The 20,103-nt window shown below is 41.5% G+C and carries 16 protein-coding genes; 10 read left to right on the forward strand and 6 right to left on the reverse strand.

Features of this window, described 5'->3' with window-relative positions; all coding sequences use genetic code 11:
* Positions 1–89 precede the first annotated feature (89 nt).
* The 3 genes from prc to DPF90_RS07650 form a co-directional block, all read right to left on the reverse strand.
* Positions 90–2,102, reverse strand: a complete 2,013-nt coding sequence (gene prc, locus DPF90_RS07640) for a carboxy terminal-processing peptidase (RefSeq protein WP_114785741.1) — start codon at positions 2,100–2,102, stop codon at positions 90–92.
* Positions 2,103–2,126: 24 nt separating this feature from the next.
* Positions 2,127–2,756 (reverse strand): RNA chaperone ProQ, encoded by a 630-nt coding sequence (gene proQ / locus DPF90_RS07645; protein WP_114785742.1) that lies wholly within the window; start codon positions 2,754–2,756, stop codon positions 2,127–2,129.
* 99 nt (positions 2,757–2,855) lie between these two features.
* Positions 2,856–3,329: a GAF domain-containing protein gene (locus DPF90_RS07650; protein ID WP_114785841.1), complete on the reverse strand. Its 474-nt coding sequence runs from the start codon at positions 3,327–3,329 to the stop codon at positions 2,856–2,858.
* A gap of 85 nt (positions 3,330–3,414) precedes the next feature.
* On the opposite strand from DPF90_RS07650, the gene DPF90_RS07655 reads away from it, so the two are divergent.
* From DPF90_RS07655 to rsmF, 4 genes are all read left to right on the forward strand, one after another.
* Positions 3,415–5,211 carry an ABC transporter ATP-binding protein gene (locus tag DPF90_RS07655; protein WP_114785743.1) on the forward strand — a complete coding sequence of 599 codons (1,797 nt, stop codon included), beginning with the start codon at positions 3,415–3,417 and terminating at the stop codon, positions 5,209–5,211.
* A gap of 48 nt (positions 5,212–5,259) precedes the next feature.
* Positions 5,260–6,519 (forward strand): paraquat-inducible protein A, encoded by a 1,260-nt coding sequence (locus DPF90_RS07660; RefSeq protein ID WP_114785842.1) that lies wholly within the window; start codon positions 5,260–5,262, stop codon positions 6,517–6,519.
* Positions 6,512–9,145, forward strand: coding sequence for an MlaD family protein (locus DPF90_RS07665; RefSeq protein WP_114785744.1), 2,634 nt, complete (start codon positions 6,512–6,514; stop codon positions 9,143–9,145). The genes DPF90_RS07660 and DPF90_RS07665 overlap by 8 nt, the downstream gene beginning before the upstream one ends.
* 81 nt (positions 9,146–9,226) lie before the next feature.
* On the forward strand, positions 9,227–10,651 hold the full coding sequence (gene rsmF / locus DPF90_RS07670; protein ID WP_114785745.1) for a 16S rRNA (cytosine(1407)-C(5))-methyltransferase RsmF: 1,425 nt from the start codon (positions 9,227–9,229) through the stop codon (positions 10,649–10,651).
* Between the two features lie 60 nt (positions 10,652–10,711).
* On the opposite strand, the gene DPF90_RS07675 is transcribed toward rsmF, so the two are convergent.
* The gene (locus DPF90_RS07675) at positions 10,712–11,548 is read right to left on the reverse strand and encodes a CvfB family protein (RefSeq protein ID WP_114785746.1); all 837 of its coding nucleotides are present in this window, start codon (positions 11,546–11,548) and stop codon (positions 10,712–10,714) included.
* 91 nt (positions 11,549–11,639) lie between these two features.
* Between DPF90_RS07675 and DPF90_RS07680 the strand changes: the two genes are divergently transcribed.
* The gene (locus DPF90_RS07680) at positions 11,640–13,025 is read left to right on the forward strand and encodes a hypothetical protein (RefSeq protein WP_114785747.1); all 1,386 of its coding nucleotides are present in this window, start codon (positions 11,640–11,642) and stop codon (positions 13,023–13,025) included.
* Here the strand turns inward: DPF90_RS07680 and DPF90_RS07685 are convergent.
* Positions 12,994–13,473: a PaaI family thioesterase gene (locus DPF90_RS07685; RefSeq protein WP_114785748.1), complete on the reverse strand. Its 480-nt coding sequence runs from the start codon at positions 13,471–13,473 to the stop codon at positions 12,994–12,996. The genes DPF90_RS07680 and DPF90_RS07685 overlap by 32 nt on opposite strands.
* A gap of 214 nt (positions 13,474–13,687) precedes the next feature.
* On the opposite strand from DPF90_RS07685, the gene DPF90_RS07690 reads away from it, so the two are divergent.
* Both DPF90_RS07690 and DPF90_RS07695 read left to right on the forward strand, forming a co-directional pair.
* Positions 13,688–14,740 carry a 3-deoxy-7-phosphoheptulonate synthase gene (locus DPF90_RS07690; protein ID WP_114785749.1) on the forward strand — a complete coding sequence of 351 codons (1,053 nt, stop codon included), beginning with the start codon at positions 13,688–13,690 and terminating at the stop codon, positions 14,738–14,740.
* A gap of 17 nt (positions 14,741–14,757) precedes the next feature.
* A complete protein-coding gene (locus DPF90_RS07695; protein ID WP_114785750.1) occupies positions 14,758–15,243 on the forward strand; it encodes a YajQ family cyclic di-GMP-binding protein in 486 nt (161 codons plus the stop codon).
* 56 nt (positions 15,244–15,299) lie between these two features.
* On the opposite strand, the gene DPF90_RS07700 is transcribed toward DPF90_RS07695, so the two are convergent.
* Positions 15,300–16,235 carry a precorrin-2 dehydrogenase/sirohydrochlorin ferrochelatase family protein gene (locus DPF90_RS07700; protein WP_114785751.1) on the reverse strand — a complete coding sequence of 312 codons (936 nt, stop codon included), beginning with the start codon at positions 16,233–16,235 and terminating at the stop codon, positions 15,300–15,302.
* A 462-nt stretch (positions 16,236–16,697) separates the two neighbouring features.
* Between DPF90_RS07700 and DPF90_RS07705 the strand changes: the two genes are divergently transcribed.
* From DPF90_RS07705 to DPF90_RS07715, 3 genes are all read left to right on the forward strand, one after another.
* The gene (locus DPF90_RS07705) at positions 16,698–17,726 is read left to right on the forward strand and encodes an amino acid ABC transporter substrate-binding protein (RefSeq protein WP_114785752.1); all 1,029 of its coding nucleotides are present in this window, start codon (positions 16,698–16,700) and stop codon (positions 17,724–17,726) included.
* 64 nt (positions 17,727–17,790) lie between these two features.
* The gene (locus tag DPF90_RS07710) at positions 17,791–18,993 is read left to right on the forward strand and encodes an amino acid ABC transporter permease (RefSeq protein WP_114785753.1); all 1,203 of its coding nucleotides are present in this window, start codon (positions 17,791–17,793) and stop codon (positions 18,991–18,993) included.
* 1 nt (position 18,994) lies between these two features.
* Entirely contained in the window at positions 18,995–20,092 is a 1,098-nt protein-coding gene (locus DPF90_RS07715; RefSeq protein ID WP_114785754.1) for an amino acid ABC transporter permease, read from the forward strand.
* Positions 20,093–20,103 lie beyond the last annotated feature (11 nt).

Below are 20,103 nucleotides of genomic sequence, written 5' to 3' on the forward strand. Positions count from 1 at the left end.
CACAAATATGCGAAAATCAAGATCTAGCTCACGCTAACGATGAAAAAAACGAGCTTATAAAAGCTCGTTTTCGTTAAAAAACCAAAAGGTTAAATCGATTTTTTAGAGGACTCTCTAAGAAGGTCGACCATTATAGCGACTGACTCATCAAGATAAACGTCTGGAGCTTCATAATCTTTAGGAACATCGTCAAGAGACTTAAACGCCTTCTCTCCCAATGTTTTTTGTCTTTGATTAATTCGCACTAAACGATCATCATCAGCCTTGTCGCTTTCCTGCTTACGCACTTTTTCGCTTAGGGACATTGTATTATCATCCTTTTCAGCTTTATATCGTGCGATATCTTCAGCTATAAATTTAAACTCAGGTTCATTGGCAACGCGCGTTTGATGCAGTGCACTAAGCTTCTTGATGAGTTTTTTGTTGCGCTGTAGCTCTTTGTAGTTAGCTTTGTCTATGCTGTCCCAAGGCAATGCATTATCCTCAACACTCTCGCCAGTTTCGCTATGCTCGATTGGTGTAGGATAAGCAATGTCAGGAACAACGCCTTTATTCTGAGTGCTCCCACCATTAATGCGGTAGAATTTCTGGATTGTATATTGAACGTAACCCACCTCTTGATCTTTATCAAACAAATCATAGATATGACTGAGAGAGCGATGCTGTTGCACTGTCCCCTTACCGAATGAGTTCTCACCAAGAACGATCGCTCTTCCATAATCTTGCATTGCAGCTGCAAAAATTTCAGAGGCCGATGCACTGTAGCGATTAATGAGAACTGTCATTGGGCCATCATAGCTAATCTTGCCGTCAGTATCACTATTGACATTGACTCTGCCATAACTGTCCCGAACTTGAACAACAGGACCACTGGTAATAAACAGACCTGATAAAGATGTCGCTTCAGTGAGCGCTCCACCGCCATTATAACGCAAATCTACAATGACACCATCAATACCTTTTCTTTTCATCTCAGTGATCAGCTTATCAGTATCTTTAGCTAGGCCAACGTAGAAGCTGGGTACTTCCAATACACCAATTTTTTTGCCATTTTTTTCGATAATTTCCGACTTAACTGCTCTATCTTCGAGCCTGATTTTATCGCGAACTATGGTTACAACTTGAGCTTTGGCATCTTTTCCTTCAGGCAAGATTTGCAGATTAACTTTAGTACCCTTTGGTCCTTTGATAAGTTGTACCACATCATCTAAACGCCAGCCGATTACATCAACAATGTCCTTACCATCCTGCCCAACGCCAATTATACGATCACCTTCATCAAGCTGCTTACTTTTCGATGCGGGTCCGCCTGCGACTAAAGAACGGATAACCGTATAATCATCCGTCATTTGCAACACAGCACCAATGCCTTCCAAAGATAAATTCATTTCAGTCTTGAACTGTTCTGCGTTTCTCGGGGAAAGATAACTTGTATGAGGATCGACTTCTCTAGCAAATGCATTCATATATAATTGAAATACATCCTCATTGCGGGTCTGGCTGAGACGCCTTAAAGCATTGTTATAACGCTTGCCTAGAACATCTTTTATTTCATTCCAATCTTTGCCAGTAAGCTTTAGGTTTAGAGCATCATACTTAACACGTTTTCTCCAAAGTTCATCTAACTCTTTGGTGTCTTTCGGCCAGGCTGCTTTGCTTCGATCCAGTTCAATACTTTCATCAACATCAAACTTCATCTCTTTGTCAAGCAAAGACAGCGCATAAGAAAAACGCTCATAGCGACGTTGCAAAGACATATTATATACATCAAACGCGACCTGATTATCTCCAGATTTGAGTTGCTCATCCAAGTTAGTAGCTAACTTGGTAAACGACTGAATATCGGCTTGAGTGAAAATATTGCGATTGAAATCTAAGGACTCTAAATACCTTTGGAATATGGCTTCAGAAAATTCATCATTCAAAACGAAATGTTTGTAATGGGAGCGAGTAAGCCGAGAGGCAACTCGTTTACTTTCAGTAGAGTGCTGCACTTCTGGCGCTAACACTGGAAGGTCGTTTTTGGCTTCAAGAGCGTATGCTGAGGAAGCTGCCAACCATAGACTAGCAGCAGTCAGCGACAATTTTGAACGGCATTTCATGCGTAGGAGTATCTCCTTTCTCCTTTATGCGCGTAGGTGCTCTGCTTTTACAACCATTTGCAGGCCGTTAGGCAGTTGAACACGCACATCTTCCTTGTTGATTTCAACTATAGTCGCAGCCATATTACCTTTGCCCATATTGACGTTAACTTGATTACCTATAGTAATCTCTTCTACTGTCAGAGCCCTTGTTTCTTGAGGTTTGCTGGCCTTATTTACATTATTTTTTGGTGCACGACGGTTCTGTGTTTTCTTATTAGCCGGTTTTGCTTTGGCTTTACCTTCTTCTCTCGCTTTCTGAGCCTGCTCTTTACGACGAGCCTGAACCTTGGCTTTGCTCTCAGCTAACGCTGTTTTGGCATGTTCAACATGTTCTTCATCTAACTCCCCAGCAGGATTCCCATCTAGGTCAACACGAACAGCACCGGGCTTAACACCATGAAGATAACGCCATGAAGATGTATACTGTCTCAATGCTGCACGAATCTGTGTTTTACTCACTTTGGGATCGTCGGTAAGACGTTCCGCAAGATCTTGAAAAATACCAATTTTGAGCGGTTTTGCTTCACCTTCTAAAGTAAAGCACTTAGGGAAACATTCAGCAATATACGCAATCACTTCTTTGCTATTTTTTAACTTTTCAGTGTTTTCCATGAGGGTTCCTGGTTAATGCGGTGTCTTCCGCGAGCATTCAGATAAATATTTCAGGTATTATAGTGACCTAAAAACGAAAAACCACCGTCAATAATGAATTTATGCACTGATAGCGTGTGAATTAAACAGCTTTTCTACTTCACTCATCAAAAATGTTAAACCTTGTTCATCAATTTTACCAAAACGGCCTAGAACAGGGCTGTCTATGTCTAGGACGCCCGCTATACATCCATCTATATAAAACGGTATAACAATTTCTGAGTTACTTGCTGCATCACAAGCTATATGACCCTCAAACTGATGAACATCACTTACCCTTTGTATTGAATTCTTCTCTACTGCGACTCCACAGACGCCCTTTCCAATTGGAATTCTCACACACGCAGGTTTACCTTGAAATGGGCCTAACACTAAGTCCTCATTTCTCACCAGATAAAATCCTACCCAATTTATGTCCTCTAGCTCCATGTTTAACAATGCGCTCAGGTTTGATAGATTAGCAATCAAGTCCTTTTCAGATTCAATAAGCGCAATAGCTTGCTTGGTCACCCTTTCATATTGTTCTATTTTCATAGTAGTCTCCAATTTTAAAAAGACTTGGCTTAAGAACCAAAGTACAATTAATCTAACATCATCAACGAGAAGCAATATCGCTATCATGGATGAAAGAGCAAACACAATTAGCCGCTCTTGGCTAATAACTCAAGTAAAAAAGCACAAGTCGCGGCTGGTTGTAGCAAATTTTATTGCTATAGGTGCCACTTTGTTGAGTGTGCCAATTCCCCTACTCATGCCACTCATGGTCGATGAAGTGTTGTTAAATCAACCAGCTAAGGGCATAAAGGTAATGAACCTTGTATTGCCTAGTTCACTTCAGACGCCTTCCGGATACATATTTTTGACTCTTGGACTTGTGATTATCATGCGAACCATGAGTCAAGCACTAAATATTCTACAAAGCCGACAATTTACGCTTGTATCAAAGAGCATTACATACAAGATGCGCAGCAAAATGCTCGACAAACTTGGTCGTATAAGTATGAAACAATACGAAACAAGAGGTAGTGGAGGAATAAATGCTCATTTAGTCACCGATGTAGAAACCATTGATAAATTCATTGGCGCGACCCTAAGTAAATTTCTAATAGGCGTGCTCACTGTAATGGGTACAGCCGGGGTGCTTCTTTGGTTAGAGTGGCGTCTTGGGCTCTTCATTCTTTTGGTTAACCCTATTGTTATCTACTTCTCCCGCAAGTTAGGTAACAAAGTTAAGCACCTAAAGAAAAAAGAAAATCAATCCTTTGAGCACTTTCAAAATAAACTGGTGGAGACTTTAGATGGTATCTATCAGTTACGTGCCGCCAATAAAGAACGAGATTTTCTTACTGAATTAAAAAAAGATGCAAACCAGATTCGGTTGGATGCGGATAAATACACATGGCAATCGGAGGCCGCTGGGCGTCTCTCCTTTCTCCTATTCCTTCTTGGTTTTGAGCTATTTCGCGCTATCGCCATGCTAATGGTTTTGTTTAGCGATTTAACTATTGGCCAGATTTTTGCGGTATTTGGCTATCTTTGGTTTATGCTAGGTCCTGTTCAAGAGCTGCTTGGTATTCAGTTCTCATGGTATAGTGCAAAAGCAGCGATACAAAGAATTAACTCTCTACTGTCATTAGATGAAGAACGGCGCCCAACCAGTACAATCAACCCATTTAAACCTAATTCTCAAGTAGAAGTCAGTATAGAAAATGTTAACTTCTCGTATAACGAGGAGTCCAGAGTCCTGAACCATCTTAATCTTCAAATTCCAGCAGGAAAGAAAGTAGCGCTCGTTGGGACCAGTGGAGGTGGGAAGTCGACTCTAATTCAACTACTTCTTGGGGTTTATCATCAAGATTCAGGCATTATCAAATTCAATGGTAAAACCACCGAAGAGATAGGGTTTGATACCATTCGAAAAAACATTGCCGTTGTATTACAACAGCCTATATTGTTTAATGACACTTTAAGGAATAATCTTACCCTAGGCTCAGATTTTGAAGATGCGGCGTTATGGAATGCATTAGAAATCGCGCAACTCGATGAAGTAACGAGTGAATTAAAAGAGGGGTTGGATACACCAGTTGGGCGCAATGGTATTCGTTTATCTGGTGGTCAGAAACAAAGGTTAGCGATTGCACGTATGCTGTTGTCTAATCCGAAATTTGTTATCTTGGATGAAGCAACATCTGCGCTTGATACTTCTACAGAATCGGCCCTTCATCAAGCGCTAACTGCATTTTTGGATGGCCGTACAACCTTAATTGTTGCACATCGTCTATCTGCGGTGAAGCAAGCTGATTTGATCTATGTTTTAGAAGATGGGCAAGTTACACAAGCAGGAACACATGTTGAGTTGGTTAAGCAAGAAGGTCTGTATCAAACTTTATATGGAAATGTTCAATCACACGCCTAAATCAAACCTCTATACTTATGAAGGGATAAGACAGTGTGCTCTCAACTTATAGATGATAACAATGAATCGACTGAGAGTACATCACACATCCGTTTGTGCCATGGTTGCGAGCTTCCTATCAATCTTATCCTTTTGGATAAAGGCAAAAGTGCATACTGCCCTCGATGTGGCACACATTTATACCGAGGAGGCTCCCCTTCTCTCTCCGGTAATCTAGCCTTGGCCATCGCGTGCCTTTTGCTTTATTTTCCATCACATTTTTTTCCTTTCATAAGCATCCGGTTGTTCGGTGTTATGATACCAGCCACCTTACCATCAGGTATTTATACTTTGTTTAATGAAGGGTTTATTTTCCTTTCTCTACTCATATTTTTCTGCAGTTCTATTGCTCCATTTTTTCTATGTGTTTCTGTTGTTACCGCTCATATAGGATTGAAAAGCAAACAGTTTAAGCTTTTAAAGTACTCTTTATACACTATTAGACATCTCAAGACTTGGGTGATGATCGACGTGTTTCTTGTAAGTATCGCGATCTCTTGCTTTAAACTCCAAGATCATTCGGATATCTATCTTGGCACCGGCTTATATGGCTTTATCATGTTACAATGTATGACACTGTTACTCGTCACACGAGTCAGTATCCATAGTTACTGGGAGAAATATAAACCGGAACGGGGCTATCTTTTTAAAAAGCGAGAGCTTCACTGTCTCCATTGCCACCTTTCACAACCTTATAGCGACGTTTGCGCACGCTGCAAAAAGCCTATTTTTCGTCGTAAACCGCATTCCATCAAAACAACTTGGGCATACATAGTTGCGGCAAGTCTTGCAATTTTCCCCGCAAATTTGATACCTATATCCATTCTAATAACCAATGGACGACGCGTCGAAGATACTATCTTTTCAGGGGTTGCATCACTAGTAAAAAGTGGTATGTGGGGAATCGCTTTGATCATTTTCGTTGCTAGCATAGCAGTTCCAGTAATAAAAATTTTGGGGCTCAGCTATCTACTTATTTCAATTCAGTTCAAACGACATTTGCTCCGGCGCCAAAGAATGGTTGTTTATTTCATTATCAAATGGATAGGAAGGTGGTCAATGATGGATCTATTTGTGATTTGTATTATGATGGCAGTCATTGATCGCGGCCAAATTCTCGACTTTAGCCCAGGCTTTGGCGCGGTTGCATTTGGCTTCGTAGTTTTACTAACTATGTTTGCCGCAGAAAGCCTCGATCCTCGACTAATTTGGGATGAAAGTTCGATGAAGTCCGAAACCGACCGAAGAGAAGAAATATCAAATGGCTAATTCAACTCAAAATTCGCCTTTGTACTCACCTGATGTTAAAGGCAACAAAGGTATGTCACCTTTGTGGTTACTCCCAGTCCTAGCGTTGATCTTGTCCGGTTGGTTAGTATTAAAGGCAATAAACGATGCAGGGGAACGTATTCAGATACATTTCTCGGATGCACAAGGCTTGATTGCAGGTCGAACTACAATACGTTATCACGGACTCGAAGTAGGTATAGTTCGTGACATCAAACTATCAGACGACCTGAGCAACATTTACGTAGAGGCTGATATCTATCCCGAGGCAACGAAGCTTCTCTCACAGGATACCTTGTTTTGGATGGTCAAACCCACCGCAAGCTTATCTGGTATCTCTGGCCTAGATGCGCTGGTCTCTGGTAATTATATTGCTATTCAACCGGGCGATGAATCATCTGAGCCGCAAACAAAGTTCAACGCTTTAGAACGTCCCCCTGCCGATATTCGTGCACCCAGTGGCCTCAATATTACCCTGCGGGCTGATGACCTAGGGGGAATATCTATTGGATCGCAAATTGTTTACAGAAAGATTCCTATCGGAGAAGTATACAGCTATCAATTAGATGGTAATGAAAAAAATGTTCTCATCCATGCGTCAATTCAAGACGAGTACAGAAGTATTATTACCGATGAAAGCCGCTTTTGGAATGTCAGTGGTTTAGGTGCGACCCTCGGGGTTCATGGGGTTGACCTCAAATTAGATAGCTTGAGTTCCTTGATTGGAGGCTCAATAGCTGTTGACTCTCCTGATGGAGGAGAGCCCGTTTCAGACAACAGCCGATTTAGACTTTATCCCGATCTAAAAACTGCTGGTCGAGGAATACCAATAAAAATAACACTACCAGATGATAACAGGATAAGCCCTGCTGGTGCACCTATTATGTATCGCGGTATCGCCATTGGACAAATCACCGACTTACAGTTCAGTAACGGAAGAAAGGATATTGTTGCGCTTGCCGCCATTGAGCCTGTGTTTTCCGATATGTTAACTACTGGTAGTCACTTTATTTTGGAAGAAGCGAAAGTGTCGCTTTCTGGTATAGAGAATGTGACCAACTTATTAAAGGGCAACTATTTAACATTAATTGCAGGAAAAGGCGAGAAATCTCGTTACTTTACCGCTCTTAAAAAAGACGAATTTCATCAGAAACAATCCAATTCAACCTTTATTACACTGATAGCTGAAAATTCTTTTGGGCTGGAAGTGGGGGTCAATGTTCTTTTCAAAGGTATATCGGTCGGTGAGGTCACGAAAGTCTCTTTAGTCAAAAACAAAGTTCACATCGCTCTTCATATCGACAGCGACTACGCGTCACTTATAAAGTCAGAGAATCGATTCTATGTAACTGGTAGTGCTACTGCGGAACTTACTGAGTCCGGGCTGAACGTCTCAGTCCCTCCGGCAAAACAACTGCTAACTGGCTCGATCAGTTTTACCAGTGAAGGCGCTCGTTCTTCGAAGAAACAGTACAAGCTTTACCCTAGCCAGTCACTTGCCGAGCTGGCTCAATATAATGTTTCTGGCTCTGAGACTGTCACATTATTTGCGGAGCAATTACCGCCGGTAAACAAAGGGAGCCCCCTACTCTATAAAAATCTCAAAGTCGGTCGTATCTCTGAATTCAATCTTGTGAAAAATGGTGTTGAAGTAAAAGTAAGTATAGAAAAACAATACAAACATTTATTAACTGAAAATGCTGTGTTTTGGAACTATTCCGGCGTTGAAGTCGATGCAGGTCTCCATGGTATCAACGTCAAGGCTGCTCCGCTAAAATCGCTTATACAAGGCAGCATCGCATTTGATTCAATTACGGGGGTAGAGAATAAAAGTGGGGACAAATGGTTACTCTACGAAAGTTTTAAAACTGCCAGAACATATGGCCGAACTATCACCCTAGTCGCTAAGGGCGAAAATCACATATCTAAGGGAACCAGTGTTAAATACAATGGTATAAAAGTGGGTGAAGCCGTATCTGTCACACCAGATTTTAAGCACGAAACGATGACAATTAAGCTCCGTTTACTGCCAGAATACGCTGATATTCTTGCTAAAGAGGACAGCTATTTTTGGATTGCACAGCCGACTTTAGGGTTAAGCGGCGTTAAGAACTTACAAAATTTCTGGGCGCCAGCAATCAATGTGAAGCCAGGAAGCGGAAAAGCCACATTCAAGTTTAATCTACACAAGCAACCTTCAGATAGTGACGGAATAGCATTTACGCTTCAGAGCGAAACACTAGGCGCAATTACTATTGCGACCCCTATTCTTTTTCGTGAAATGGAAGTGGGAAGGGTAATTCAGGTAGGTCTCGGTGAATTCGCTGATCGGGTAGTATCTACGATTTCAATATCTCCTCAATATGCTTATCTGATCAGAAAAAATAGTGTTTTTTGGAATACTTCTGGTGTTGATGTGTCTATTGGCTTAGGAGGAGCCAATATAAAAGCAGGAACAATTGACAGTATTATTAAAGGTGGCATAACCTTCTCTACACCGGACAATGTCCCTCTTCAGCCGATAGCAGAGAGTGGCCAATCTTTCTTTTTAAACTCAACTCCCGAAGAGTCATGGAAAATGTGGCGAATGCCCATACCAAAGCCATAGAATCAAAAACGCAGTGTTAAAAGCTGCGTTTTTTGGTTTAATTCGTTATCATTTTTACTATTTTGTGCACGAGATACCACTTTGCATCAAAACACTTATTTACCTGAAGAATTCTTACGCGAAATGCAGGCTATTATGCCTAGCGGGCATGATATGTCCGATTTCGCAGCCGCTTGCAGGCGTCCACTTCGTAAAAGCATACGTGTTAATACGCTAAAAATTTCTGTCGATGCGTTCTATCAACGTGCATCTGATAAAGGCTGGCAGTTATCACCCATTCCATGGTGTGATGAGGGCTTTTGGATTGACGCTGATGAATCTATTACACCGCTGGGTAATACTGCTGAACATATGTGCGGTCTATTTTATATTCAAGAAGCCAGCTCGATGATGCCTGTATCAGCTCTGTTCAACAATCTAGAAGATGAATTTCGTACCATTCTAGATATGGCTGCAGCGCCTGGCTCTAAAACCACACAGATTGCTGCAAAGATGAACAATGAAGGCGTGCTTGTCGCAAACGAGTTTTCATCCAGCCGTGTTAAAGTTCTGCATGCCAATATTGAGCGATGTGGTGTACGTAATTCTGCTCTTAGCAATTACGATGGTCGTGTGTTTGGGGGGTGGCTGCCAGAAAGCTTCGACGCCGTTCTTATTGATGCTCCATGCTCTGGCGAAGGGACGGTACGTAAAGACCCTGATGCGATGAAAAACTGGAGCAAAGAGGCTGTATTAACCATATCTCAGACCCAGAAAGATTTAGTCGAAAGCGCCTTTCATGCATTAAAAACAGGTGGAGTAATGGTTTACTCGACTTGTACACTCAGTGTCGAAGAAAACCAACATGTTTGTCTTCACTTGAAGAATACATTCCCCGATTTAGTCTCTTTTGAATCCCTATCCTCGTTATTTTCAGGTGCGGATAAAGCGATTACCGGGCATGGATTCTTACATGTATTCCCCCAAACCTATGATTGCGAGGGGTTCTTTGTAGCCAAAATCAAAAAGCTTGGAAGAACAACACCCCCTAGTGTAAAAAAACGCCTAGGAAAATTTCCATTTGAAAAAGCATCCAACAAGATAAAACAAGAGGTTGCCCATAAACTATATCAAAGTTTGAGTATTGAACTTCCTTCCCAATCAGATATATGGCTCAGAGATAAAGATGTCTGGTTATTCCCGAGTGCTTTGGAAGAATTTATTGGCGAATTTAGGTTTTCAAGAATGGGAATTAAGATAGCTGAGTCTCACAAAAACGGCTATCGATGGCATCATCAAGTAGCGACTGCACTAGCATCAGGGGCAGAACCTAACTGTATTGAATTGACGATTTCTGAGGCCAGAGACTGGTTCATGGGAAGAGATGTTAGACCGGAAAATCAATCAGGCAAAGGAGAGGCCATTATCAAACTTGGCGATGACGTAATAGGCCTCGGAAAGTGGGTCGGAAATCGATTGAAAAATGGGTTGCCCAGAGAGCTTGTACGCGATAAAAACTTATTTTAAATTATTCTTACCCACTAGGCAGTATCCATAACCTAGTGGGTCTCTCTATAAAACGTCAGGTTAAGAAATCAGGCGTATCCCTTGCTCTTCAATCGCAATTTTTCCTTGTTTATACAACCCACCGATGGTTTTCTTAAACGTCCCTTTACTTGTTCGAAACGTCGAGAAGATAATTTCGGGCGACGACTTGTCGTTTAAAGGCAAAAAGCCCCCTTTTTTCTCGAGTACATCAAGGATCTTTTCACTCAAGTCATCCATTTTGGCAACCCCTACTTTCTGTAAAGTAAGGTCAATTTTCCCATCCTCTCGAACACCTTTGACGTATCCTTTTAATCGTCTCCCAATGAACAACTTACCAAAAACATCAGATTTGAAAATCATACCCCAATGTTGACCTTCAACAATAGCTTTAAAACCCAGATCACTTCGCTCAGCGATAATCAAATCAACTTGTTGATTGCGTTGATAGTTGGCTGGTGTTTTATCTAACCACTTATTAAATTTAGTGGTTCCAACAATACGACCTGAAGCCTTATCGGTATAGACATACACTAGAATGCTTTGCCCTGCTGAAAATCGAGTTCGCTGCTCACTAAATGGAATGAGTAGATCTTTGTCTTTAATCCCCCAATCAGCAAATGCTCCGATACTACTGACACCTTCTATTTTCATCAGCCCAAACTCTCCTACTTGGGCTATCGGCGATTCAGTGGTAGCAACAAGTTGATTGTCAGAGTCAAAGTACAAGAAAACATCTATGAATTGACCAATTTCAGCACCTGATGGAGCAAATTTGTTTGGCAGTAAGCTCGTACCGTAATCACCTGCATCGAGAAATAGTCCGAAATCTGTTTTTTTGACGATTTCCAAGTGATTTATCTGTCCAACTTTAATCATTTCAATGGTCTCTTACTAAATTTGAGGTCATTATAGCGAAACTCTGTTATGCTTTCGCGAGATAAAGAGAATTTTTTCAGGAGTATATTCTTTGATCACCGTTGATAAGCAGGACGGCATCACTCTCAAAATTTCCCATTCAATGGCTTCATCAAAAAAGTCAGACCTTGACCTCTATTTTTTCGTTCCAGGAGAACTAGGTTTAACACCTAATGTGCTTAAGGAAAATGAAATTTATTATGAATCCATTATACAGAAACGTGCTTATTTCAGTGACAAAACACTCTTACCTTTAGTGCATAGCCGACTTGCAAAACGAGGCAGACTTTCTTCAACTCAATATCGTGTCAGTATTAGTTTGTTCGCTTACCAATATGTTATAGCTCTGGATAATGCCGTTAATGAGCTCAACAAGCACAATAGTGAGGCCGTTACCACAGAAGAAGTGGATGAAGTGATAGAACTTGCTCTAGACATTTTAAAAAAACTTAGGCGGAGTATTCCGTATGAAGAAAGTCAAAAGCGTTACTATGCGAATATAGATAACTATTTATCATGGTACACAGGCCAACGCTTTATGTCTTTGATTGCACATATGCCACGAGAAGCGGACTATAAAACAATCAAAGAAAGATTACTCGCCATTGTAGAAAAGGAAGCAGCACATCGAAAACTAAATAACTATAATTCGAAAAATGTACGTGACGACGTAACAAGGCTAAGTAATAAAATGCGTCTGCTTCGCCGTTTGATTGAACACCCAGTCGTTTTAAAAGCAAAAACCCAGTCACTAGGTAAAAACATGAAACGTGTTGTTAAGGGCTCTGCAACTGGTTTTGTCATGGTGTTCGTGACTATTACAGCAATCTTAGCCAGAGACTACTGGGGGGAAATTACCGTCTCTTTCATTATTTGGATGTCTTTTGTGTATGCGCTTCGTGAAATATTTAAAGATGACCTTCGAGACGTGTTATGGCGGTGGATCAGAAAAGGGCGCCCAAAATGGAGAAAGTACTATCTCGATCCCACAACAAACAAAGCCGTTGGTCAGAAATTAGAATGGTTAGACTATAGAAGTTTGCAAAAGCTTCCTGACCGGATACAGACCATACGTAAAAAACGAGTGGTGCAAAGAGAAGAACAGGTGCTTCATTATAGAAGCGAAACTGAAATGTCTACGTCCAAGTTTATGAGTGGTTACGAAGAAACACGTGAGTCCATGATGCTCAGCATGCGACCTTTGATGCGACTTATGGATAAAGGCTCAAACAAAGTTTACACCCTCAACAACAATCAAGTTAGTAAAGAAGCAGTTGAAAAACGGCATTTAATTAATCTAATTGCGAAAGAAGATAATCATAACGACGAACCGACTTATTACCGGTGGAAAATCGTCTTAAACAGAAACAAAATTGTCGCAATTGAGCAAGTGGATCTCGACACATCTACCCTGCCACTTTCTTCAACGACAGAGTAAGAAGAAATTCCGCCATAGGCTCATCACCATGCAGTTTTGGGCAAATGGCGGTTATTTTAACCTGTTGATTGACTCGTTGACCAGTTGCAATTGTCTCATCTAACATTGCGTCAATTAACTCTCCATCATGACATAAAAAGTGGACATCACTTTCTGGCCTTTTCAGAAACTGTCCGTCTACAGCTTTGAATGCCAATGAAACTTTATGCCCTCTTGACTGCGCTTTGCTCATAGCCATAAAACCGCCAGCAACATCAGCTCCCACGGCTAAGACACCAAAATACATACTGTTGAGATGATTTCTCGTTTTTCTCTTAAGCGGTATTTTTATTTCTACACTTTTTTCATTGAGCTGCAAAATTTTTGGACCACACAACCATATGAGCGGAACTTTGAAAAACCCAAACATTTTTAGATAGATATTGGCTTTATCGAGAGAAGAAATCATGAAACTGGTCCGATGTCATCATGTATTCCACTTAGTTGATAACGAATCCGAACCAATGTCAACAAAATGTTAATATTACGTATCGTAATGATAAACAGAGCACAGCAGGCCTTGTGCAGAGCAGCACAACTTCAAGAATATTATGCTAAAGGTTTATTAGTCTTGTTGTTTCCGTTATCTTTAACCCTTCGCGATAAAAATAACAGGCGAGTTTATGCCAATTAAAACCGATGAGTTAAGAACCCAACCATTAGGCCCAATGCCAACACCAGCAGAGCTTGGAAGCGCACATCCAATTACCGGAGATGTCGCAGAGCGCGTTGCTAAGTCTCGCCATCAAATCGAACAGATTTTAACAGGTGAGGACAAGCGATTATTGGTCGTTGTGGGGCCTTGTTCAGTACACGACACAGATGCAGCTCTTGACTATGCCGAGCGCTTAGTGGAGGTTAAAGAAAAGTACCAAAACGAGTTGTTTATCGTTATGCGTACTTACTTTGAAAAGCCACGCACTGTGGTTGGCTGGAAAGGTCTTATTACAGATCCAAACTTGGATGGCTCTTATGCTTTAGAGACGGGGCTTAACAAAGCACGTAAGCTTCTACTTGACATAAATAAGCTAGGTTTAGCAACTGCGACTGAGTTCCTTGATATGATTACAGGCCAGTACATAGCTGATTTAATCTCTTGGGGAGCGATTGGTGCGCGGACCACAGAGTCTCAGATACACAGAGAAATGGCCTCCGCGTTATCTTGCCCTGTAGGGTTTAAGAATGGGACCAATGGCAACGTAAAAATTTCTATCGATGCTATCCGAGCATCTCAAGCCTCTCATTACTTTTACTCACCGGATAAAAATGGGCGTATGACAGTATACCGTACCAGTGGAAATCCATATGGGCATGTAATTCTGAGAGGCGGTGATGACGGCCCTAACTATGATAGCGATTCTGTAAACTCAGCATGTCAACAATTAGCAAGCTTCAATCTTCCAGCTCGTCTTGTCGTTGACTTCAGCCACGCCAACTGCCTAAAGCAACACAAGAGACAATTAGACGTCGCAAAAGATATTTGTGATCAGATTCTATCTGGTAAAGACCAAATTGCTGGTATCATGGCCGAAAGCTTTATTGTTGAAGGCAATCAATCCATGAAAGACATAGATAACTTGGTATATGGCCAGTCTATTACCGATCCATGTCTAAGCTGGGAAGACACAGCCAAGATGCTGGATTTGCTGGCTAACGCCGTTAAATCACGTGGGTAAACATAGAGGAATAAGTAATGCCATCTTTTGATATCGTATCTGAAATCGACACTGTTGAGCTTAGAAATGCAGTCGATAATGCCTCTCGCGAATTATCTACACGTTTTGACTTTCGAGGTGTTGAGGCCTCGTTTGAAATGCAAAAAGATGAATCGGTAAGGCTAAATGCCGAAGGTGATTTTCAACTTAAACAGATGCGAGATATTTTACGCTCTCACCTTACTAAAAGAGGTGTTGATGTTAATGCTATGGAAGCCAAGGATGAAGAAGCGTCGGGCAAAAAGTGGCATCAAATTGTTATTTTCAAACAGGGAATCGAAGCTCCCATGGCCAAAAAAGTCGTTAAAGCGATTAAAGATGCCAAACTTAAAGTACAAGCGTCTATTCAAGGTGAGAAAGTACGTGTTACAGGAAAGAAAAGAGACGACCTTCAAGCTACGATAGCTATGATTCGAGACGCGGATCTCGGCCAACCTTTTCAGTACGAAAATTTCAGAGACTAAATATAACCAGTTGAGAACACTCCAAGTGCCTAGCGAAGTGCTTGGAGTGTTAGCCTTCATACGCTACCCGGTCGAATATGTAGATCCCCATTAATAAGAAGTTTATACTCAGTTTCTTCAGAAGGAATAAGTACAACAACATGCATATTCTGTTTTCGTCCAATAACTAGCCTCTCGGATAGATCAACTTCGTCTTCATACATATGTCTCTCAGCATCTCTTCGACTCAGCTCTAGGAACTCATCGGGACACTTAGAGCTATACAGAACTTGTTCCGATTGCTGCATCAAGCGCAATGCTTTTATCGGCAGCAACTCGACATCATTGCCAAACTCTACCCAAGTAATAGACCCTTGAGGTTGAATTTCACTGTCTAAGAGTTTTGAATATTCAGCTTCTAATTGGCAACGTTCCGTTGCATTTTGAACATTGTTACGGGCAAAAAACATTTCCCAGAATTTACGTCGGAGGTCAACTGAAGGCAGACGCTGTTTAATATCCCCTCTTTTCGACAAGCCAAAGTCTGCTAACAACGAGAGGTTGAATGCCAAACTTGATTCTAACTGCTCTCTAATATTGCGAATAAGAACAGGTGATGCTCCTCCGCTTGATATTGCGATTTGAATCCTGCCACGAGTAATCATGGAAGGTGTAATAAAGTCACAATAAGGCTGATCATCGACGACGTTAACCAAAATCCCCAACGCTTTCGCGTCATCATAAACTCGGTGATTAAGTTCAGGATTATCCGTTGTGGCCCACACTTGAAGGTATTTTTTATCAAGTATTTTTTTAGAGTAGAAATTTTGAATCCAGTGACATTCATTACGCTCAACTAAACGTTGTAAATATAGGTCAATTTGTGGAGAAACAATGGATACATTTGCACCTGCACGAATTAGACTGTCAACCTTGCGACAAGCTACTTCACCTCCCCCTACGACCAAAATTGGTCTGTCTCTAAGATTCATGAACAGTGGAAAATATTGCATTTCTATCCTTAGGCAAACTTACAAGCTATTACACAAGATACTATCAAAAGTGTGATACATAAATACAGAGATTACTTGTCAGTGCAATAGATAGTGCTGGATAAAATCGAAAATGCAACGTGATTAATTACCAGTACCTCGTATGGTAAAATTTATTACTGTTAGATAAGTATATTAGCAACATTGTTTACCTTTGAACTATTAATGTGAAGTTTCACACTACACCGAATTGATTAATATTTAATCATTAGGTTAGGTCTGAGATAAGTAACTTCACAGAATAACTGCTTTTAAATGATATATTTGAGAATTTACCAATCCTTACCTACTCTTATAAATGGTTGATTTATATACAAGTCGTTTTTTTGGATGATTTGACAATAACCATTGATAAACAACACATTTTCATTCGTTGTGATAAGTGGTACCTAATTTAACATGGATCATATAGGAAGGATTCAAATGGCAAACAAACTCACATTTATTGCTTCATTAGTAGCGGCTTCGACTGCTCTGATGTCTACGGGCGTCTCTGCTGCAGATACTACCCTAGCCAAAGTGACGAAACAGGGTTTCCTAACTTGTGGTGTCAGTACAGGTTTACCTGGGTTTTCTAACCCTAACTCAAAAGGCGAATGGGAAGGTATTGACGTGGAATACTGTCAAGCATTAGCCGCCGCCGTCCTTGGCGACAAGAAAAAGGTCAAATATGTCCCTTTAACCGCGAAGGAACGCTTTACTGCCCTTCAGTCTGGTGAGATTGATGTTTTATCACGCAACACCACATGGACATTACACCGAGATACCGCGCTTGGCCTCAATTTTGTTGGCGTCAATTACTACGATGGTCAGGGTTTCATGGTGAAAAAAGATCTGGGCATCAAAAGTGCGAAAGAGCTCAATGGCGCGTCAGTGTGTGTTCAATCCGGTACAACAACCGAGCTTAATCTAGCAGACTATTTTAGAAATAGTGGAATGTCGTATAAGCCAGTTGTTTTTGATACCGCTGCACAAACTTCTAAGGGTTTTGATGCTGGTCGTTGCGATGTATTAACGACCGACCAATCAGGGCTTTATGCGCTGCGTCTAAACCTTCAAGATCCAGCATCTGCGATGGTTTTACCCGAAATTATTTCGAAAGAACCACTAGGTCCAGTAGTGCGCCAAGGTGATGACCAGTGGTTCAACATTGGTAAATGGACTTTGGCAGCTATGGTTAATGCTGAGGAGTACGGTATCACATCCAAGAATGCAGAAGAAATGTTAAAGTCAAAAGACCCTAACGTTAAAAGGATCTTGGGTATTGAAGGGCCAAAAGGAAAAGGTCTCGGTATACGTGATGACTGGGGTTACCAGATAGTTAAGCAAGTTGGGAATTACGGTGAAAGCTTCGAGCGCACTGTTGGTAGCGGCTCCCCACTGCAAATTTCTCGTGGTGTTAATGCGCTGTGGAATGCAGGTGGATTCATGTACGCACCGCCAATTCGCTAGCAGGCAACCAAAATGGGCGGTGCTGCCGCCCTTTTTATAACCAAGGGATTGAGGCCATAGCTAAATGAAACATACTAATGCCAATGAGCCTAGCGCACAAAGCCAGAATTCGAAAACTAGCCTTTTTTATAACCCCACATTTCGATCAGTCGTTTTTCAGATCATCGCCATCATCGCGTTGTTTTTTTTCTTTTACACAATCGTTAACAATGCTCTTACCAATCTTGAAGCCCGTGGTATTGCGACAGGCTTTGGCTTCCTAACTCAGGAAGCTGGATTTGGGATCGGCTTGTCACTGATTGAGTATAACGAAACTTTCTCATACGGCCGTACTTTCGTTGTCGGGCTTTTGAATACCGCGCTAGTCTCTGTACTCGGAATCATTTTAGCCACAGTGATTGGCTTTATTATGGGCATTGCCCGCTTATCTTCTAATTGGTTAGTTAGCCGTCTGGCGGCCGTCTACATAGAAATTTTTCGCAATGTACCACTACTGTTACAAATATTCTTTTGGTATTTCGCAGTACTTCAAGCACTACCTTCCGCGAGACAAAGTCTCAGCCTTGGAGAAGCAATATTTTTAAATGTACGCGGCCTATATTTTCCAGGCCCTGTGTTCGAACAAGGTGCATCTATTGTCGGAATCTGCTTTGCTCTAGGGATAGCTAGCTGCTGTTTCATCAATGTTTGGGCAAATAACAAACAAAAATTAACTGGGCAACAGACCCCAATGGGTCGTATCGTATTTGGGTTAGTTTTTGTATTTCCCATCGCTGTGTACTTTCTTATGGGCTCCCCTATTTCAGCAGATTATCCGAAGCTACAAGGGTTCAATTTTCAAGGGGGCATAAGTATTATCCCTGAATTAGCCGCGCTTCTTCTAGCTTTAAGTATTTACACCGCCTCGTTTATCGCTGAAATAGTTCGTTCGGGAATTAATGCCGTCAGTCATGGTCAGACAGAAGCCGCCATGTCTCTTGGCCTTCCCCGTTCCAGAACGCTTAAACTCGTCATCGTGCCCCAAGCACTGAGAATAATCATACCGCCATTAACCAGCCAATACCTTAACCTTACCAAAAACTCATCATTGGCGATGGCGATTGGCTACCCCGATTTAGTCTCGGTATTCGCAGGGACAACCCTCAATCAGACAGGACAAGCGATAGAAATCATTGCAATGACTATGGCAGTCTATTTATCGCTCAGCCTACTGACATCTGCGCTGATGAATATTTATAACCGTAAAGTTGCTTTGGTGGAGAGATGATATGAAGATACATCAGTTTCAGCCCGACTTACCACCCCCTTCCAATACTGTGGGACCAATAGGGTGGATGCGGAAAAATCTATTCAATGGTCCGGTGAATTCCATAGTTACTCTGATTCTCGCTTACATCGCGTTCTCCCTCATTTGGAACATTTTCAATTGGGCAATTTTGCAAGCCGATTGGATAGGTTCAACTCGAGATGACTGCTCTCGAGAAGGTGCTTGCTGGGTGTTTATCAGCGTGCGTTGGGAGCAATTTATGTATGGCTTCTATCCTCAAGAAGAATTATGGCGCCCGCGTTTATTTTACGCAACATTGGCCATATTCACCGTTCTGCTCGCTTATGAAAAAACACCTAAACGGCTGTGGATATGGTTATTTTTTGTTAACATTTATCCCTTTATTATTGCAGCTCTACTTTATGGCGGTGTATTTGGACTTGAGGTCGTTGATACTCACAAATGGGGAGGACTTTTAGTCACATTAATCATTGCTTTAGTCGGAATCGTAGTATCATTACCCATTGGGGTTGCTCTCGCTCTTGGACGCCGTTCAGAGATGCCTATCATTCGAAGTATTTGTACCGTTTACATTGAAATTTGGCGTGGTGTTCCTCTTATTACAGTACTCTTCATGGCGTCTGTCATGTTGCCACTATTTCTTGCTCAGGGCTCAGAAACAGACAAACTCATACGTGCGCTGATAGGGGTAGTTATGTTTAGTGCGGCGTATATGGCAGAGGTAGTCAGAGGTGGATTACAAGCCATACCGAAAGGCCAATACGAAGCGGCTGACGCCCTCGGACTCAGTTATTGGAAAAAAATGGGCTTGATTGTATTGCCTCAAGCATTGAAAATCACTATCCCCTCGATTGTGAACACTTTTATTGGCCTCTTCAAAGACACAAGTTTAGTTCTCATTATTGGAATGTTTGATGTATTGGGTATAGGACAAGCAGCCAATACTGATCCACAATGGTTAGGATTTGCGACTGAAAGTTATGTTTTTGTCGCATTGGTTTTCTGGATATTTTGTTTTGGCATGTCTCGATACTCCATTTGGCTGGAAAACAAACTCCATACTGGCCACAAACGATAATTTAATGCTCA

Origin of the sequence: Vibrio tetraodonis, from assembly GCF_003350295.1 — a bacterium.
Lineage (GTDB): Bacteria > Pseudomonadota > Gammaproteobacteria > Enterobacterales > Vibrionaceae > Vibrio > Vibrio tetraodonis.